Source organism: Nonomuraea sp. NPDC050547, assembly GCF_044457345.1.
Lineage (GTDB): Bacteria > Actinomycetota > Actinomycetes > Streptosporangiales > Streptosporangiaceae > Nonomuraea.
On sequence record NZ_JBITGW010000002.1, the window covers coordinates 151,213 to 168,539 of the forward strand.

Annotated in this window: 17 protein-coding genes; 4 read left to right on the forward strand and 13 right to left on the reverse strand. The window is 71.1% G+C overall.

The genetic code is table 11. The features are described 5' to 3' along the window. Positions 1-2 precede the first annotated feature (2 nt). Positions 3-977: a hypothetical protein gene (locus tag ACIBHY_RS05175; RefSeq protein WP_397255786.1), complete on the forward strand. Its 975-nt coding sequence runs from the start codon at positions 3-5 to the stop codon at positions 975-977. Between the two features lie 46 nt (positions 978-1,023). Here ACIBHY_RS05175 and ACIBHY_RS05180 read toward each other — a convergent pair whose 3' ends face one another. Both ACIBHY_RS05180 and ACIBHY_RS05185 read right to left on the reverse strand, forming a co-directional pair. Beyond that, positions 1,024-1,290, reverse strand: a complete 267-nt coding sequence (locus ACIBHY_RS05180) for a zf-TFIIB domain-containing protein (RefSeq protein WP_397255785.1) — start codon at positions 1,288-1,290, stop codon at positions 1,024-1,026. A 46-nt stretch (positions 1,291-1,336) separates the two neighbouring features. Then, positions 1,337-2,194 (reverse strand): phosphotransferase, encoded by an 858-nt coding sequence (locus tag ACIBHY_RS05185; RefSeq protein WP_397255783.1) that lies wholly within the window; start codon positions 2,192-2,194, stop codon positions 1,337-1,339. A gap of 46 nt (positions 2,195-2,240) precedes the next feature. On the opposite strand from ACIBHY_RS05185, the gene ACIBHY_RS05190 reads away from it, so the two are divergent. Continuing rightward, entirely contained in the window at positions 2,241-3,131 is an 891-nt protein-coding gene (locus ACIBHY_RS05190; RefSeq protein WP_397255781.1) for a TIGR03619 family F420-dependent LLM class oxidoreductase, read from the forward strand. Positions 3,132-3,263: 132 nt separating this feature from the next. On the opposite strand, the gene ACIBHY_RS05195 is transcribed toward ACIBHY_RS05190, so the two are convergent. After that, entirely contained in the window at positions 3,264-4,316 is a 1,053-nt protein-coding gene (locus tag ACIBHY_RS05195; protein WP_397306014.1) for a serine hydrolase domain-containing protein, read from the reverse strand. After that, positions 4,316-5,218 (reverse strand): N-acetylmuramic acid 6-phosphate etherase, encoded by a 903-nt coding sequence (gene murQ / locus ACIBHY_RS05200; protein WP_397306015.1) that lies wholly within the window; start codon positions 5,216-5,218, stop codon positions 4,316-4,318. Before murQ ends, ACIBHY_RS05195 begins: the two co-directional genes overlap by 1 nt. A 57-nt stretch (positions 5,219-5,275) precedes the next feature. On the opposite strand from murQ, the gene ACIBHY_RS05205 reads away from it, so the two are divergent. Further along, positions 5,276-6,394, forward strand: a complete 1,119-nt coding sequence (locus tag ACIBHY_RS05205) for an exo-beta-N-acetylmuramidase NamZ domain-containing protein (protein ID WP_397255775.1) — start codon at positions 5,276-5,278, stop codon at positions 6,392-6,394. On the opposite strand, the gene ACIBHY_RS05210 is transcribed toward ACIBHY_RS05205, so the two are convergent. From ACIBHY_RS05210 to ACIBHY_RS05250, 9 genes are all read right to left on the reverse strand, one after another. Continuing rightward, on the reverse strand, positions 6,373-7,236 hold the full coding sequence (locus ACIBHY_RS05210; protein WP_397306016.1) for a GNAT family N-acetyltransferase: 864 nt from the start codon (positions 7,234-7,236) through the stop codon (positions 6,373-6,375). The genes ACIBHY_RS05205 and ACIBHY_RS05210 overlap by 22 nt on opposite strands. Before the next feature lie 5 nt (positions 7,237-7,241). Further along, positions 7,242-8,252 (reverse strand): ABC transporter ATP-binding protein, encoded by a 1,011-nt coding sequence (locus ACIBHY_RS05215; protein WP_397255772.1) that lies wholly within the window; start codon positions 8,250-8,252, stop codon positions 7,242-7,244. Beyond that, entirely contained in the window at positions 8,249-9,259 is a 1,011-nt protein-coding gene (locus ACIBHY_RS05220) for an ABC transporter ATP-binding protein (RefSeq protein ID WP_397255770.1), read from the reverse strand. The genes ACIBHY_RS05215 and ACIBHY_RS05220 overlap by 4 nt, the downstream gene beginning before the upstream one ends. Positions 9,260-9,261: 2 nt before the next feature. Next, on the reverse strand, positions 9,262-10,161 hold the full coding sequence (locus tag ACIBHY_RS05225; protein ID WP_397255768.1) for an ABC transporter permease: 900 nt from the start codon (positions 10,159-10,161) through the stop codon (positions 9,262-9,264). Then, on the reverse strand, positions 10,158-11,165 hold the full coding sequence (locus tag ACIBHY_RS05230; protein ID WP_397255766.1) for an ABC transporter permease: 1,008 nt from the start codon (positions 11,163-11,165) through the stop codon (positions 10,158-10,160). Before ACIBHY_RS05230 ends, ACIBHY_RS05225 begins: the two co-directional genes overlap by 4 nt. 7 nt (positions 11,166-11,172) lie before the next feature. Next, the gene (locus ACIBHY_RS05235) at positions 11,173-13,008 is read right to left on the reverse strand and encodes an ABC transporter substrate-binding protein (RefSeq protein WP_397306017.1); all 1,836 of its coding nucleotides are present in this window, start codon (positions 13,006-13,008) and stop codon (positions 11,173-11,175) included. A 131-nt stretch (positions 13,009-13,139) separates the two neighbouring features. Continuing rightward, positions 13,140-14,126, reverse strand: a complete 987-nt coding sequence (locus ACIBHY_RS05240; RefSeq protein WP_397255762.1) for a zinc-dependent alcohol dehydrogenase family protein — start codon at positions 14,124-14,126, stop codon at positions 13,140-13,142. Continuing rightward, positions 14,102-14,884, reverse strand: a complete 783-nt coding sequence (locus tag ACIBHY_RS05245) for an aminotransferase class IV (RefSeq protein ID WP_397255760.1) — start codon at positions 14,882-14,884, stop codon at positions 14,102-14,104. The genes ACIBHY_RS05240 and ACIBHY_RS05245 overlap by 25 nt, the downstream gene beginning before the upstream one ends. A gap of 396 nt (positions 14,885-15,280) precedes the next feature. Then, positions 15,281-16,477, reverse strand: a complete 1,197-nt coding sequence (locus ACIBHY_RS05250) for a M20 family metallopeptidase (RefSeq protein ID WP_397255759.1) — start codon at positions 16,475-16,477, stop codon at positions 15,281-15,283. Positions 16,478-16,538: 61 nt separating this feature from the next. Between ACIBHY_RS05250 and ACIBHY_RS05255 the strand changes: the two genes are divergently transcribed. Beyond that, complete coding sequence (locus ACIBHY_RS05255) at positions 16,539-17,318, forward strand: HAD-IIA family hydrolase (RefSeq protein WP_397096688.1); 780 nt, start codon at positions 16,539-16,541, stop codon at positions 17,316-17,318. Positions 17,319-17,327: the final 9 nt, after the last annotated feature.

The following is a 17,327-nucleotide window of genomic DNA, read 5'->3' on the forward strand; positions in this document are numbered from 1 at the left end:
AGGTGGCTGTCCCCCGGTTGATGACCTGCGTGCTCGCTCTCGCGACCCTCACCGCCTGTACCTCAGGTGTCAGCGGACCGACCGGTGGTGAGCCCGTCGCCAGGGGCGTGGCCGGCGGCCCCGGCACCGCCAAGCCCAGCACCGGCACGGGAACCACCGCACCGCCCGCCACGGCGCTCACCCCGGAGAGCTACAAGAGCGAGCTGTCGGGCCGCAAGCGGGCCATGACCGACGCGATCGACTCCATGATGGGCGCGCGCACGGTCAAGACCCTGAACACGAGGGTGGAACGTGCCGAGGAGGCACTGCGCGGCGCCGCCGACGAGCTGTCGGCGGTGACGCCCCCGCAGGAGGTACGCGCCCAGCACGACGCCTACGTCGGCAGCCTGCGCGAGTTCGCCGCCCAGCTCGGCTCGACCCTCGGCAAGGTCGGCAGCCGTGACGTGTGCACCCCGGGCGGCGTGCTCACCGATCTCAGCGCCGCGCTCAAGCAGCTCGACGAGACCGGCGCCGCGCTGCAGGCGGCCGGCGACTACCCGGCCGACGTGATCGAGGTCAAGGCCGCCGCCAAGCAGAGCCGGCGGCTGAGCACCGGCAAGTTCATCAAACGCGAGAACCTCAACGGCCGCAGCTCGCTGCAGATCGACAACGGCTCCACCCGCGACGCCGTCGTGACCGTGATGCGCGGCGGCACCAAGGCCTTCAGCATCTACGTCCGCAAGAAGGGCAAGTACAAGGTGCGCGGCGTCCGCGACGGCAACTACAAGATCTACTTCACCCACGGCGTCGACTGGGACGGCAAGAACCGGGCCTTCACCCGTGACTGCAGCTTCGAGCGCTTCCAGAAGTCGGTGAAGTTCAAGACCACCTACACCGCCTCGCAGATCCTCTGGCACGACTGGCGGATCACCCTGCACGCGGTCTCCGGCGGCAACGCACCGACCGACCCCGTGGACCCGGAGAGCTTCCCCAAGTAGGCCGAAGGGCCGCGCGGACGCCCGCGCGGCCCCTGTCGTCACGTCTTCAGGACGAGAACAGCATGCCCAGGAAGCTGTCCTTGCGCTTGTGACCGTGGTGGTAGCCACCGTGGTGGCCGCCGTGCGACGGAGCGCCCCAGGCGGGGCCGCCGGGCGCGGGCGGCGGCGCGCTGCGATACTGCGACTCCATCCTGGTGATCGTCTCGAGCTCGCCATAGTCCAGGAAGATCCCCCGGCAGTTGTCACACTGCTCGATGTGGACCCCGTTGCGCTCATATGTCCGCATGTTGCCGCGGCACTTGGGGCACTGCATCCGCTTGATCTCCTTGCCGTCAGGGGAAAACTCTGTGCGTGCGCCACTATGGCAGGCCCTGAGGGAGCCCGACAATTCTGTCGCACGCCTCGATCAACGAATGCTCCACCTCATCGAGTTCCCGGCCGTCGCGGGCGGCGTTCACGACCGCGACCGCCGCCAGCTGGGCGGTCAGCGCACGAGTCGGCACATCCAGCCTGGCCCACGGATCCGCCGGGTCCAGCGCGGGGCCGCCGGAGGCCAGGTAGGCGCCCAGGAAACGGTCCCAGACGGGCGCCTCCAGCAGGCCGGCGGCGTACCAGGCCGCCGGGCGGGCCAGATCCCAGACCGGGTCGCCGACGCCCAGGTCGTCGATGTCGATGAGCAGCCAGCGCTCCCGCCGTACCAGCTGGCCCAGATGCCAGTCGCCGTGGGTCAGCAGGCCGGGGGCGGGCTCGGGCTCGGGCAGACCGGCGAAGGTCATCCGGATGAGCTGCTCGACCGGGCCGTCACCGGCCATGCGCCGCACCGCGCGGGCGGCGCGCGCGGGACCGCCCGCCTCCGGAAGCGGCGACACCACCGGCAGGGGTACGGCATGCAGCCGCGCCAGCAGCCTGGCCCCCTCTTCCCACGGCGCGGTGTCCGGGTCGACGGTCTGCCCGGCGGGCCAGACGGTGACGGCCCGCCCCGCCACGTCGAGCACCTCGGTGTCGAGCGGCGCGAGCATGATCCCGCTGAGCGCGGCGGCCCCGGCGGCGCGGAGCCGCGGCGCCAGCAACACCGGGTCGTCGCGCACGGAGTGCGCCTTGACCACGACCTCGCCCCTGCGCACCACGACCACGTCCGTGCGGCTGGGATGGACGTCGGGCGCGCCCGTGCCCCCGTAGTCCGCCGCCACCCTCGCCAGTTCCTCCGTGAGACCCACTTGATAAGACTAGGTGTCCCAGCACGATGCCAAAGCGGGAGATGTCATGAAGATCAGCTTCGGGGCGCCGATCTCAGGGCCGTGGGCCCGGCCGGACAACATGCGCACGGTGGCCACGCGCGCGGAGGAACTCGGCTACGCGGGCCTGTGGACCTTCCAGCGCCTGCTCTATCCGGAGGGCCACCCGATGGGGCCCGTCTACCGCAGCGTGCACGACCCGCTCATCACGCTGGCCCACCTGTCGGCCGTCACCGAGCGGGTCGAGCTCGGCGTGGGGGTGGTCAACGCGTTCATGCAGCCGGTGATGCTGGCCAAGCAGCTGGCCACGCTGCAGACGCTCGCGGGCGGGCGGCTGGTGGCCGGGGTGGGGCTGGGCTGGCTGGAGGAGGAGTTCGCCGCCTCGGGCGTGGACTTCGCCGGGCGCGGGCGCAGGGGAGAGGAGTTCGTGCGGGTGCTGCGCGCCTGCTGGAACGATGAGGTCGTGGCGCACGAGGGCGAGTTCTACCGGGTGCCGCCCGCCCACATGGACCCCAAGCCGGAGCCCGGCCCGCCGCCCGTCCTCATGGGCGGGGTCGCCGAGCCGGCGCTGCGCAGGGCCGGGCGGATCGCCGACGGCTGGATGAGCTCCAGCCGCGAGGACCTGACCACGATCGACCGGAAGATCGCCCAGGTGAAGGCGGCGGCCGCGGAGGCCGGGCGCGACCCGGACGCCCTGCGCTTCGTCGTCAGAGGCGTCACCCAGGTCCGGACCGGGCAGCGCGCGCCGCTGACCGGCACCTACGCGGAGATCCGCGCCGACGTGGACGAGCTGGCGGCCAAGGGCGTCACCGAGGTCTTCCACGACCTCAACTTCGACCCCGAGATCGTCACCGCCCCCGCCCACGAGGCCATGCGCCGAGCCGAGGAGGCCCTGGAGGCACTCGCTCCCGCTTCCTGACGCCCCGGGTAACTCATGCGCAAGGGGAGCGCCTCCACGGCTTTTGCGCGGGGGGAGCGCTCCACGGCGTTTGTGTGGGGAGCGCGTCCGGGCCGGCGGTGCGGCCGCCGCGCTTCCGCGGCGGCGGTCCGGCTACTGGGCGAGGCGGAGTGCTTCCGTGGCGACGGCGTGGCGCAGGGCGCGGATGCCGTCCCTGCCGCGCACCGGGTGGACGGCGTTGGTGAGCAGGACGACGGTCAGGCGGTGCACCGGGTCGACGACCAGCGAGGTGCCGGTGAAGCCGGAGTGGCCGAAGGCGCCTTCCAGCGGCCCGACGATGGATGGGTCGCCGAGGCGCACGCCGAGCCCGTGCCGGAACGCGGCGCCCTCCGCGCCCTGGTCGCGCAGCATCTCGGCGACCGTCTCCGGCCGCAGGACGGGCCCGCCGCCGAGCCGGAGGTTCTCGCCGAAGCGCAGCACGTCGTCGGCGGTGGAGAAGATCCCGGCGTGCCCGGCGACGCCGCCGAGGCCGTAGGCGGTCTCGTCGTGCACCCGGCCGCGCACGCAGCCGGGGCCGGGACGCTCGGGCTTCCACTCGGTGGCGGCGATCCTGGGCAGCTTGCCGAGGCCGGGGTTGTAGCCGGTGTCGGCCAGGCCGAGCGGCCCGGTCACGCGGGCCCGCACGAGCTCGTCGAGCGGCGCCCCACCGGCGAGCTCGGCGATCCGCCCCACGGTGACCATGCCGACGTCGGTGTAGAGGTACGGCCCGCCGACCGCACCGGTCACCGGCGTGCCGACCATGGCGGCCATGCGCGCGGCCGGGCCGGCGTCCGGCAGTTCGAGGTCGATGCGGCGGGTGGCCTGCAGCCCGGCGGTGTGGGTGAGCAGCCGGCGCAGCGTGACGCGCGGATCCTTGCCGGGCAGCCACCGCGCCACCGGCTCGTCCAGCCGTGCCGGCCCGTCCTCGGTCAGCGACAGCACGGCCGCCGTGGTGAACAGCTTGCTGATCGAGGCCAGGTCGAAGATCGAGTCACGCTGGGCCGCCGGCCGTTCGGGAGCGAGGGTGAACTCCAGGTCGGTGTAGCGGACCAGCTCGCCCGCGACCGAGGAGGCGGCCACGACGCCGTCGACGGCGATGAGCGCCACGGCCGCCGAGGCGGTGCCGGGAACCGCTTCTGCCAGGATCGCGTCGAGCCGGTCGGACATCAGCTCTGCGCGCCTTCCAGAGCGTCGGCCAGCCGTTCGCCGTGCTCCTCCAGCAGGGTGCGGGCGGCTGCGACGTCGATGCCGTGCCTGATCATCAGGACGGCGACCTTGGCCTGGCCGTCGGCGGCCTCCAGCGTCGTGCGGGCGGTCTCGGCGTCGGCGCCGGTGATGTCGCCGACCATGCGCACGGCCCGCCCGGCCAGCTTGGAGTTCATGGCCGACATCTCGATCATCTGGTTGCCGTAGGTACGGCCCAGCCTGATCATCGAGATCGTGGAGATCATGTTCAGCACCAGCTTCTGGGCGGTGCCCGCCTTGAGCCGGGTCGAGCCGGTCACCACCTCGGGACCGACCACGACCTCGATCCCGTGCTCGGCCGCCGCCGACAGGGGCGCGCCGGTGTTGCACGACAGGCCCACGGTCAGCGCCCCGCGCCCGGTCGCCTCACCGAGCGCGCCGATCACGAAAGGGGCGCGCCCGCTGGCCGAGACGCCGACGACGGAGTCGTCCGCGCCGACCTCCAGCTCCGCGATCGCGGCGGCGCCCGCCCCGGCGTCGTCCTCGGCGCCCTCGATGGACCGGGTCAGCGCGTCGGGTCCACCGGCGATGATGCCCTGGACCAGCGACGGGTCCGTGCCGAACGTGGGCGGGCACTCCGAGGCGTCCAGCACCGCCAGGCGGCCGGAGGTGCCGGCGCCGACGTACAGCAGCCTGCCCCCGGCGGCCATCCGCGCGGCGATCGCGTCGATGGCGGCGGAGATGTCCGGCACGGCGGCGGCGACCGCGGCGGGGACGGACGCGTCGGCCTGGTTCATCAACTCGGCGATCTGCTCGGTCGGCAGCCGGTCAATCTGGCTGTAGCGCGGATCGCTCTGTTCCGTGGACAGCTCCGGATCACTCATGACGCTAATTTCCACCATCTACTTCTCTCTTGTAAATAACTTTCAGACAATGGGTTCATGCAACACGTAAGAACCGGAGCCGAACGGCTGGCCAACGACCCCTCGCTCGTCCCCGGAGAGCGGATCGGCCTCATCACCAACCCGACGGGCGTCCTGCCCGACCTGACCCCTGCCCTGGAGGCGCTGCTGGCGGCCGGAGTGCCGGTCACCGCGCTGTTCGGGCCCGAGCACGGCATGCGCGGCACCGCCCAGGCGGGCTTCAGCGAGAAGGACGCGCTCGACCCCAGGACCGGACTGCCCGTCTACGACACCCACCAGATCTCCGGTGACGAGCTGGACGCCGTCGTGGCCGCCTCGGGGGTGGACACGCTGGTCTTCGACATCGCCGACGTCGGAACCCGCTTCTACACCTACATCTGGACGATGTACGACCTGCTGACCTCCGCCGCCCGGCTGGGCGTGCGCTTCGCCGTCCTCGACCGGCCCAACCCCCTCGGCGGGACCGTCGTCGAGGGCCCCCTGCTCGACCCCGCCTTCGCCAGCTTCGTCGGCCGCTTCCCGCTGCCGATCCGCCACGGCAGGACCGCGGGGGAACTGGCCCTGATGTTCGACCCCGACGTGCTGGTCGTCGAGATGGACGGCTGGACGCGCGCGATGTCCTACGCCGAGACCGGGCTGCCCTGGGTGATGCCGTCGGTCAACATGCCGACCGTCGACACCGCCCTGGTCTACCCCGGGACCGGGCTGTTCGAGGGCACCAACTTCTCCGAGGGCCGCGGGACCACCCGGCCCTTCGAGCTGGTCGGCGCGCCGTACGCGGACGAGCGCTACGCCCGCGAGCTCAACGCCCTCGGCCTGCCCGGCGTGCGCTTCCGCGAGGTGTCCTTCACCCCCACCTTCCAGAAGCACGCCGGCAGCACCGTCTGCGGCGTCCAGCTGCACGTGCACGACCGGCGGGCCTTCCGCCCCGTGCTCACCGGCCTGTCGATGCTCCACCTGGCGCGCACCCTCTACCCCGGCGACTTCGCCTGGTGGGGCCCCAACCTGTTCATGGAGCACCTGTGGGGGTCCGACACGCTCACGCGCTGCCTGGACGACGGCGGCGACCCCCGCGAGCTGTGTCCCGACCCTAGCCTCCCCGATGGCCACCTGCTCTACCCCAGCTCGCGGCGGTAGAGCCAGAAGACGCGTTCGGCTCGCGCGCCCACGGCGCGCGAGTAGAACCGCAGTGGTCCCACCCACCCGATCTGCGCGCAGGCCTGCCCCTCGTCACGCTGGCAGGCCAGCGCGCGGCGCAGCAGCACCCGGCCCACGCCCAGCCCCTGCGCCGCCGGAGCGGTGCCCATCGGGCCGAACCAGCCCGGCCGCCCGCCCCACGCCGCGAACGCCAGGATCTCCCCGTCGCGCTCGGCGTAGACGACGCCGGCGGCCGTCTCGGCCTCCCAGGCCCAGCTGTCGTTCCAGTTGCGGCGGGCGAACTCCACGATCGGCTCGCGGTCGCCGCCGCCGGTGCTCACGCCGACCCGCACACCCCGCGTGGCCAGCAGAGCCAGGTCCTTCTCCACGCACAGGTCCGTGCCGAGGTCGGCGGTCATGTTCCACGCCACGTGGTAGCGCTCGTAGCCCAGCCGCTCGGCCAGCGCCGCCGCGGGCGTGTAGCGCACGTCGATGCCCGGCCAGGCGTAGCACGGCGGGTTGCCGGCGAAGCGCGCCTGCGCCGCGCCCCGCGCGCGCAGCCACTCCTCGGCCGCGCCCACCAGCTCCCGGCCGCGCCCCTTGCCCTGCTCATCCGGATGTACGGCCAGCAGATCGATGTGCCCGAGCGCGGCGTCACGCGTCGACATGGAGGCGAAGACCACCCCGCCACCCTCGACGATCGCCGTCCAGCGCCGGTCGGCCGGCGGCCGCGCCAGCCGCTTGACCAGCGCCGCCCCCTCCGCGGAGTCGTACGTCAGCGCCGCCCGCGCGATCCGCCCCGCCTCCTCCAGGTCGGGCTCGGTCCCGCGCGTTCCCCCCACGGGCCTCACACCCCGCTCATCGGCCGGGCGATCACGTCGCGGCGCTCGGGATAGAAGCAGGCGTGCTCCTGCGGCGCCCCCTCGGTCACCTGGAGCACCGGCCGCTCGGTCTCGCAGCGGTCCTGGCGGAACGGGCACCGGCTGGCGAACAGGCAGCCCTGCGCCTCCTGGCTGCCGTCCAGCGCCTCCACCGGCACGACCGGCTGGGCGCCCGGCTCCTCCAGGCCGTGCAGCACCGGGATGGCCGACAGCAGCGACTGCGTGTACGGGTGCACCGGGTCGGCGATCACGGTGTCCACCGGCCCGCGCTCGACGACCTGGCCGCGGTAGATGACGTACATCTCCCCGTCGTCGCCGATGTAGCGCGAGGTCGCCACGTCGTGGGTGATGAACAGCACGCTGACGCCCAGCCGTTCGCGCAGGTCCTTCAGCAGCGCCAGGATGCCCAGCCGCAGCGACACGTCGATCATGGAGACGGCCTCGTCGGCGACCAGCACCTCCGGGTCCACCGTCAGCGCGCGGGCGATGACCACGCGCTGGCGCATGCCGCCGGACAGCTGGTGCGGGTAGCGCGACAGCACGCTGCCCGGGTCCAGGCCCACCAGCGACAGGACCTCCGCCGCCCGCTCGTCGATCCACTTCTCGTCGCGGCCCGTCTGCTTGGCGCGCAGCTTGAGCGGCGCGTAGAGCGTCTGGTGGATGGTCCGCGTCGGGTTCAGCGCCGAGTACGGGTCCTGGTGGATCATCTGGATGCGCCGGAAGTACGGCTGGCGCTGCTTCGGCTTCAACGACGACATCTCGGTGCCGTTGATGCCGATCTCACCGCCGTCGTAGGTCTCCAGCCCGGCGATGATCCGGCCCAGCGTCGTCTTGCCGCAGCCCGACTCGCCGATGAACGAGACCGCGCCGCCCTTGGGGATCTCGAAGTCCACCCCGCGCAGCGCCTGGACCTCCCGGCCGGCGAGCACACTGCCCCGCTGCTTGAAGGTCTTGGTGATGCCTTTCCCCGTGATCACGCGAGCTCGCCTTCCCTGGATGGCACCTTGACGGCGCTGTCGACGGCGTGACAGGCCACGATCCGCTCGCCGTACGCCTGGGCCGCCGGGTCGACGGTGTCGCAGACGTCCATGCGCAGCGGGCAGCGCTCGCGGAACACGCACCCTTCCTTCGGCACGGTGGCCAGGGTGGGCGGGCGACCGGGCAGCGCCTGGGCCTCGTTGATGTCGCCCACCAGGCGGGGGATGGCCCTGATCAGGCCCCTGGTGTACGGATGTTGCGGGTCGGCCAGGACCTCGCGGGTGGGGCCCTGCTCGACCAGGCGGCCGCCGTACATGACCGCCAGCCGGTCGGCCACCTCGGCCACGACGCCGATGTCGTGGGTGATGACCAGCGTGGTGAGGCCGCGTTCCGCGTGCACCTCGCGCACGATCTTCAGGATGTTCGACTGAGTGATCATGTCGAGCGCGGTCGTGGGCTCGTCGAGCACCACGAGGTGCGCGTTGAGCACCAGCGCCAGCATGATGCCGACGCGCTGGCGCATGCCGCCCGACAGCTCGTGCTGGTGGGAGTCCAGCACCCGCGCGCCGTCCAGGCCCATCCGGCCCAGCAGCTCCCTGGCCTCCCTGACCAGGGCGCGCAGGTCCTCCACGCCGTGGGAACGGCCGAGGTCGAGCAGTTGCTTGCCGACGGTCTTGAGCGGGTTCAGCGAGTTCTGCGCGGCCTGGAAGACGTAGCCGATGTGCCGGCCGCGGGCCTTGCGCAGCTGCTCGCCCCGGAACTCGGCGACGTCGCCGAGCCCGTCGATCTCCACGCTGCCGTGCTGGATGCGGCCGGGCGGCTGGACCGCGTTGAGCAGCGACAGCGCCATCGTGGACTTGCCCGAACCGGACTCGCCCACGATGCCGGTGATGGTGCCCGGCTTCAGCTCCAGACTGACATCGCGCACGGCGGGCAGTTCGCCCGCCGGGGTCTTGTAGACGACCGTCAGGCCGTCGATGCGCACTCCCGGCGCCTGTTTTGCCACCTCTACTCCTCGCGCAGCCGGGGGTTGAAGATCTCGTCCATGGCGTCGACCACGAGCACGATGCCGAGCGTGAGCAGCAGGATCGCCAGCAGCGGGGCCAGCAGATACCCGAGCGCGTACGGCTGGATCATCGCGCCGGCCTGGAAGACCGCCAGGTTGAGCATGACGCCCCAGTTGTCCGACTCATAGGGCAGGACGCCGAGGAAGAACAGGCCGACCTGCGCGTAGACGGCGCCGGTGACCGCGATGAGCATGTTCATGGCGATGTAGGGCGCCATGCTCGGCAGCAGTTCCTTGCCGACGATGTGCGTCGTGGAAAGGCCGAGCCCGCGCGCCGCCTCGATGAAGCCGCGCTCGCGCAGCGACAGCGTCTGCGCCCGTACGGCCCGCGCCACTCCGCCCCAGCCCAGCAGCCCGAGCACCAGTCCCATCTGGAACGGGTTGCCGAACTTCCACACCGTGGCCAGCACCAGCAGCAGCGGCAGGCCGGGGATGGTGAGCTTCATGTCGGTGACCCGCATGAGCACGGTGTCCCAGCGGCCCCGCTTGAAGCCGGAGAACAGGCCGAGACCGGTGCCGACGACGACCGTGATGACCGCGGTCACCGCCGCGCTGAGCAGGACGTAGCGCGAGCCCTTGACGACCAGCGCGACCACGTCGCGGCCCTGCGGATCGGTGCCGAACCAGTGCTCCCAGCTCGGCGGCTGGGTGATGGCGTTGGCGTTGTCGGGCAGGATGTCCGGGTAGAACATCGGCCCGAAGACGCCCATGAACGCGAAGCCCAGGATGATGACGACGCCGACCATGCGGCTGGGCTTGCGCTTCATGACCCGCCACACGCCGTGCCAGAAGTTGCGGCGCATGGTGGCGCTCGTGCTCGTGCTCTCCAGGATGACGCTCATGAGGCCTCCTCTCCGCCGCGCACCCGCGGGTCGATCACGGTGTAGAACAGGTCGGCCACGATGTTGGCCACGATGACCGAGGCGGTGATCAGCAGGAACGCGCCGCCCATGAGCGGGTAGTCGCGCAGGGTGATGCTGTCGATGAGCAGCAGTCCCAGACCCGGGTAGTTGAAGATCTTCTCGATGAAGACGGCGCCGCCGAGCAGCAGGCCGAGCGAGAGCGCCAGGATCGTGAACAGCGGCAGGATCGCGTTGCGGGCGATGTAGCGGAAGACGATCGAGCGCTTCATCCCGCGCAGTTCGGCGGCCAGGATGAAGTCGTCGCCGAGCACCGTCACCACGCTCGACTTCATCGCCAGGATCCAGCCGCCGTAGGCCGACAGGGCGTAGGTGGCGACGGGAAGCACGGCGTGCTGGGCCAGCGAGCCGAGGTAGCCGCTGTTCCAGCCGGGCTCGAACAGGATGTCCACCGGGCTGTCGGGCGGCAGGAGCGGGATCAGCGTCGCGAAGATGACGACCAGCAGCATCGCCAGGATGTACTGCGGGATGCCGTGCAGCAGCGAGCCGGAGATGGCCAGCGCGTCGCCGAGCTTGCCGGTGCGCTTGATCGCCGCGTAGACGCCGAAGACGACGCCGACGAGGAAGCTGAGCAGGGTGCCGATCAGCACCGGAAGAACGGTCCATTTCGCCGCCTCGGCGAGCACGTCGGTGACCGGTTGCCCGGGCCGGGTGATCGAGATGCCGAGGTCGAAGCGGAACAGCCCGCCCATGTAGGCGAGGTACTGGTCCCACATCGAGCCCGAGGGCAGGAAGCCGTACATCACCTTCGTGGCCTGCATCGCCGCCTCGGGCGACATGCCGCCTTCGAGCAGCTTCTCGTAGCGGGCCGCCACCGGGTCGCCCGGGATGTTGTTGACGATGAAAAAGCTGATCGTCGCGACCACGAGGATCATGACGATCCCGCGGGCCAGGTGGCCCGCGAGACGCCGCGCGATAACCGTCATGGGTGCCTTACTGCTTCTTCTTGACCAGACCCTGCTGGATCCAGACACCCGAGGGAAGGACGCCGGTTCCGAGGCGCAAGATCTCGTCGTCGTGGGGCCAGCCGGTGAAGCGGCTGTTGTTGACGAACTGGTTGTTGATGTAGTCCCAGAGCTGGATGACCGGCAGGTCCTGGTTGGCCGCCTGCGCCAGCTGGCTCATGATCGGCTTGGCCTCGTCGGGGCCGACCGAGTTCAGCTTGGCGGTGAGCTCACCGGGGTTGATCTTGCCGCCCTCGACCTCGATCTGCTCGGGGCCGCCCATCCAGTTGCCGCTCTTGCCGGCGGCCGAGTGCTTGATCTTGCCGCCGACGTTGGCCCAGCCGTTCGAGGCGCCGTAGAGGCGCTGGAAGATGTCGTACGGCGCGGGGCCGAGCGCCATCAGCCAGAAGCCGACGTCGTACTTGCCGGCGGCGAGCTCTTCCAGGTAGACCGGGTAGTCAGCCGTGGTCACGACCTCGGCTTCGATGCCGGCCTTGGTGAGCTGGCTCTTGATGTTCTCCTGCGCCGACAGCCAGTCGGAGAACCCGGCCGGCGCGTGCATGGAGACCTTCCACGGCGAGCCGTCGGCCAGCGTCCACTTGCCGTCCTTCTTGGTCAGGCCGGCGGTCTTGAACTCCTCCTCGGCCTTGGCCAGGTCCGTCTTGTACTGCTCCAGCTTGGGCAGCGTCTCGGGGATCCAGGCGGCGGCCGCCTTCTGGTGGATGCCGCTGGTGGTGGCCGCGGGGGTGCCGCCCTCGGGCGAGGCGACCTTGGTGACCTGCTCGCGGTCGATCAGGTAGGCCAGGCCCCTGCGCACGTGCACGTTGTCGTAGGGCTTCTTGCTCTGGTTGAAGGCCATGCTCACGGCGACGGGGGAGTACCCCTTGATGACCTCGCTGCCCGGGGCGGCCTTGATGCGGTTCATCACGTCGGTCGGAGCGGCGACGAACCCGGAGTGGTCGAGCTTGCCCTGGGTCAGGTAGTTCCAGATCTGCTCGTTGCCGGTGAAGTTGAGGATCTTCACCTGGTCCGGCGCGACGTTGGCGACGTTGAAGAAGTTCTTGTTCTTGACCAGCAGCGCCTCGCCGGGGTTGGCCCGCTCCAGCACGAACGGGCCGCCGGCGACGTCCTTCTGCGGTGCGAAGGCGATCACCTGCTGGCCCAGCTTGGTGATGTCCTCGCGGGCCTTCTCGGCCTCGGCGCCGTCACCGCGCGCGGTCTTGATCGTGTCCCAGATGGTGGCGGGGACCGCGGCGCTCCAGATGTGGGCGGGCAGGACCGTGGTGTCCAGCACGCCGCGGGCGAACTTGGGGCTGGGGTTGGAGAGATCCTGTGTGATCTTGACGGTCTTGTCGTCCACCACGGTGACGTCGGCCGCGGCGCCCGCGGCGCCCGGGGTGACGGCGAAGGCCGTGCTGCCCTGCGTGTAGGCGAGGGCGATGGAGAGCTTGACGTCCTCCGCGGTCACCGGCTTGCCGTCCGACCACTTGGCGTTCGGCTGCAGCTTCAAAGTGATCGAGGAGTTGTCCGGCGCGATCTCCCAACTGGCCGCCATGCCCGGCAGCGCCTTGTTGGGGTCGGTCAGGTGGTTGACGACCCAGCCGATCTTCATCGTGGTGTACCCCGGGAAGGCGTTGCCCTTCGGGTTGTACGGGTTCGGCGGCGCGCTCGCGTCGATGCCCGGCCTGTTCACGTCGATCGTGGTGAAGAGCCCGCCACCACCGCCCGAGCCGGACTTGTTGGTGGTGCCGCTGCCGCCGCCGCTACACGCTGTCACGCCGGCCGCAAGGCCCAGCAACGCCACTGCCGCTGCTAGTCGCTTCATTTACCGCTCCGGAGATAGTTCTGGGGTTGTCCGGACCTTATGGGCAGGTGGAGGAGGCGTCAATAATCTCCAGAGGTTGTGAGGTTAATGTAACTTTCCTTCATGGACCCCTTGTGTGGCGCTTGGCGCCATCACCCGATGATAAGGACCGCTGCGCCGTTGACCTGGCCGTTTGCCAGATCCATGAGCGCCAGGGGGGCGTCGTCGAAGCTGTAGGCGGTCGTTTTCACGCTCGGCGGGTGCTGACCGGCCAGGCGCAGGTAGGAGCGTCCGTCCTGCCGCGTGTTGGCGGTCACGCTGCGTAGCACGCGCTCCTGGAAGAGGTGGCGGTCGTAGTTCAGCGCCGGGATGCCGGTCAGGTGGATGCCCGCCACGGCCAGCGTGCCGCCGCGGTCGAGCGCCTCCAGGGCGGGCGGCACGAGGTCGCCGACCGGGGCGAACAGGATCGCCGCGTCCAGCGGCTCCGGCGGCTCGTGCCCGCCGGCCGAGGCCGCGCCCAGTTCCAGGGCGAGCCGCCTGGCCGCGGGCGACCTCGTGACGACGTGGACCGTGTGGCCCAGCGCGATCGCTGCCTGGGCGGTGAGGTGCGCGGAGGCGCCGAAACCGTAGACGCCCAGCCTGCCGCCGGACCCCGGCAGGCCCGCCTTCATCAGGGCGCGGTAGCCGATGATGCCCGCGCACAGCAGCGGCGCCAGCCGTTCGGCCGGGACGTCGCCGGGCAGCGGGTAGACGTAGTCGGCCCTGGCCACCACGTACTCGGCGTACCCGCCGTGCGCGTCCCAGCCGGTGTAGGCCGAGTCCGGGCAGAGGTTCTCATCCCCGCGCAGGCAGTACCGGCACCGGCCGCACGTGCTGCGCAGCCAGGCCACGCCCACCCGGTCGCCGCCGCGCACCCGGCCCACCACCTGATGGCCGGGCGTGACCCGCGGACGGCGCGGCGGCAGGTCGCCCTCGGCCAGATGCAGGTCCGTACGGCAGAGCGCGCACGCCTCCACCTTGACCAGCACCTCACCCGGCCCCGGCACCGGGACCCGGCGTTCCTCCATGACGAGCGGCCGCCCGGGGGTGTCCACCACCCAGGCGCGCATCATCCCTACAGGCGGGGTATCGGATCCCATGGCGTGTCCTCATAGACGGTGAGGATGGGGGAGAGGTCCTGCGGCTCGGCGGACAGGACCAGATCGTCCACCTGGCCGACGGGGCTGACGCCCCAGGAGTTCGTGAGGAAGACCGCGGCGAAACCGGCCAGGTCGGCGGGCTTCAGCGTGCGGACGGTCTGCGGGATGCCGGCCAGGGGCAGCCGCCGTCGCAAGAGCCGCAACGTGATGCCCTCCAGCATCGCCGCCTGCGGCCACACGACACGCGAGCCGTCGAAGCAGCCCAGGTTCGTGATCGTGCCCTCGGAGATCGTCCCGTCGTCGGCGACGAGCAGCGCGTCGTCGAAGCCCTCCGCGGCGGCCCGTCGGCCCAGGTGGATGGAGGGGAACCCGCCGCCGTGCTTGATGTGCGGCAGGAAGCGCTGGTACGCCACCGTCATCAGCCGCTGGGGCGCGGACGGCGCGTCGACCGGGGCCCCGGTCGTCACGATGACGTGCAGGCGGCCGGTCAGCACCACGTTCACCCGGACCGAGGCGTCGTGCAGGTCGCCGCCGAGCGCGGCGGCGATCGACTCGACGACCAGGTCACGGTCGACGGGCAGCCCGTAGAGCTCTTCGGTGGCCTGGTCGAGCCGGTCGAGATGCAGGTCGAGACCACGAACCGCGTGGTTCCTGACCTGCATGGCGGTGAAGTGCCCGCCTCGGGCGGCGATCCCGAGACCCATGTCGGCGCCGGTCGCGGGCCTGCCGTCGACCACCGCACGCTCCTGAGCGATCACCCCTCCACCCTATGACCGCGTCAAGAACCCACCCCACCCAGGAGCCACCAAACCGCCCGGCCGGAGAGCCTGAACCGGCTAAGGCCCGCCCCAGCCGGCCAAGCGGCGACCCGACCGGCCCAAAGGCCCTGGCCGGCCACGTACTGCCCCGACCGGTAAAGAACAGCCCCAGCCGGTCAAGCGGCGGCTTGGCCAGCCAAAGGGGCCGTAGCCGGTCACATGGCGTCGTGGTCGGTCAAGGGGCGACCTTGCCGGTCACGTGGTGGCTTGGCCGGTCAAGGGGGGCCGTGACGGCGGGTGCTCCGTCCGACGTGAGAAGCGACCCCCACGATCGACGCCCGCCCAATGCGGCGGGTGGCGTGGGGGCGGCTTCGCCGTAATGTACGGGAAGGGTTGTCAGAGAGAGGCGAGGCGAGAATGGGCGAGGGCGGCGTAGAGGGCGGCGCCGTCGGGCAGGACGGCGTCGTCGAAGGCGGCCTCGGGTGAGTGGTTGTACGGCGCGCTGGCCGGATCGCGGTCGGCCGGGCAGGCCCCCAGGAAGATGAAGGCGCCGGGCACCTGCTCCAGCACGTACGAGAAGTCCTCCGAGCCCATCACCGGCTGCGGCGTGACGAAGAACCGGCCCGGCCCGAACAACTCCTCGACCGTCTGCCCCGCGAACTCCGCCTCCGAGGCGTTGTTGACCGTCACCGGGTAGCCCATCCCGAACCCGGCCTCCACGGCCATGCCGTTCGCCGCGGCGATGCCCTCGACCACCTCGATCACGCGCCGCTTGACCAGCGCCCGGTTCTCCTTGCTGAAGGTCCGGATGGTGGCCTGGAAGTGCGCGTCGTCCGGGATGACGTTGTCGACCGTGCCCGCGTGGAAGCTGCCCACCGTGATGACGACCGGGTCGAAGACGTCGAACTGCCGCGTCACCAGCGTCTGCAGCGCGGTCACCATCTCGCACGCGGCCGGGATCGGGTCGAGCGCGCGGTGCGGCGAGGAGCCGTGCCCGCCCTTGCCCTTCACCGTGACCAGGAACGTGTCGGCCGCCGCCATGAGCGGCCCCGGGCGGCTGGCGAACAGCGCCGGCGGCAGCATCGCCGACACGACGTGCATGCCGTAGGCGGCCGCGACCCGCCGGCCGGGCGCGTCGAGCACACCCTCGTCGATCATGTACTTGGCGCCCTCGTAGCCCTCCTCGCCGGGCTGGAACATGAACACCACGTCCCCGGCCAGCTCCGTGCGCCGCGCGGCCAGCAGATGGGCGGCCCCGGCGAGCATCGCGGTGTGCAGGTCGTGGCCGCAGGCGTGCATCTGGCCGTCGTTCTGCGAGATGTAGGGCAGGTCGTTGCGCTCGGCGACGGGCAGCGCGTCCATGTCGCCGCGCAGCAGTACGGCGGGGCCGGGCCGCCCCCCGCGCAGCACGGCGGTGACGGAGCTCAGCGACGAACCGGTCGTGATCTCCAGGGGCAGGCCGTCGAGCGCGGCCAGGACCTTCTCCTGCGTACGTGGCAGGGTGAGGCCGATCTCGGGCGTGGTGTGCAGCGAGTGGCGGAGCCGGACGAGCTCGTCCCGCATGTCCTGGGCGGATTCCGTGAACGACGACATGCCGTCATTCTTCACATCCCTGTTGCCATGTTGACAAGCGGGGCTCGCTACGATTGTCCTCGTGACTGAGCGTAAGCGCATCGACTCCTGGTTGTCCGACATGGATGGCGTTCTCGTGCACGAGGGGCTGCCGGTGCCGGGGGCCGATGAGTTCATCAAGCGGCTGGCGGAATCCGGCAAGCCCTTCCGGGTGCTCACGAACAACTCGATCTACACCCCGCGCGACCTCTCCGTACGGCTGCGCGCCGCCGGCCTCGACGTGCCGCCCGAGTCGATCTGGACCTCGGCCCTGGCCACGGCCCAGTTCCTTCAGGACCAGCGCCCCGGCGGCTCCGCGTACGTCGTCGGCGAGGCGGGGCTGACCACCGCGCTGCACGAGGCCGGTTACGTCCTGACCGACCTCGACCCCGACTACGTGGTGCTCGGCGAGACCCGCACCTACAGCTTCACCCAGATCACCCGCGCCATCCGCCTCATCGAGGCCGGCGCCCGCTTCATCGCCACCAACCCCGATCCGGTCGGTCCCACGAACGAGGGTTCGCTGCCGGCCACCGGCGCGGTCGCCGCGCTGATCACCAAGGCGACCGGCGTCGAGCCGTACTTCGTGGGCAAGCCCAATCCGGGCATGATGCGCAGCGCGCTCAACGCGATCGAGGGTCACAGCGAGAACACCGCGATGATCGGCGACCGGATGGACACCGACATCGTCGCCGGCATGGAGGCGGGCCTCTTCACGATCCTCGTCCTGACCGGCGTGATCCAGCGCGACCAGGTGGACCGCTATCCGTACCGGCCGTCGCTGGTCGTGGAGTCGGTCGCCGATCTCATCGACCTAATCTGACGCTCCCTG

Excerpts from the sequence above, each read along its gene's own strand:
- ACIBHY_RS05225 (WP_397255768.1), bottom strand. The coding sequence starts at position 10,161 with ATGAGCGTCATCCTGGAGAGCACGAGCACGAGCGCCACCATGCGCCGC.
- murQ (WP_397306015.1), bottom strand. The coding sequence starts at position 5,218 with ATGAGTGATCCGGAGCTGTCCACGGAACAGAGCGATCCGCGCTACAGC.
- ACIBHY_RS05235 (WP_397306017.1), bottom strand. The coding sequence starts at position 13,008 with ATGAAGCGACTAGCAGCGGCAGTGGCGTTGCTGGGCCTTGCGGCCGGC.
- ACIBHY_RS05240 (WP_397255762.1), bottom strand. The coding sequence starts at position 14,126 with ATGGGATCCGATACCCCGCCTGTAGGGATGATGCGCGCCTGGGTGGTG.
- ACIBHY_RS05180 (WP_397255785.1), bottom strand. The coding sequence starts at position 1,290 with ATGCAGTGCCCCAAGTGCCGCGGCAACATGCGGACATATGAGCGCAAC.
- ACIBHY_RS05230 (WP_397255766.1), bottom strand. The coding sequence starts at position 11,165 with ATGACGGTTATCGCGCGGCGTCTCGCGGGCCACCTGGCCCGCGGGATC.
- ACIBHY_RS05205 (WP_397255775.1), top strand. The coding sequence starts at position 5,276 with ATGCAACACGTAAGAACCGGAGCCGAACGGCTGGCCAACGACCCCTCG.
- ACIBHY_RS05190 (WP_397255781.1), top strand. The coding sequence starts at position 2,241 with ATGAAGATCAGCTTCGGGGCGCCGATCTCAGGGCCGTGGGCCCGGCCG.
- ACIBHY_RS05250 (WP_397255759.1), bottom strand. The coding sequence starts at position 16,477 with ATGTCGTCGTTCACGGAATCCGCCCAGGACATGCGGGACGAGCTCGTC.
- ACIBHY_RS05195 (WP_397306014.1), bottom strand. The coding sequence starts at position 4,316 with ATGTCCGACCGGCTCGACGCGATCCTGGCAGAAGCGGTTCCCGGCACC.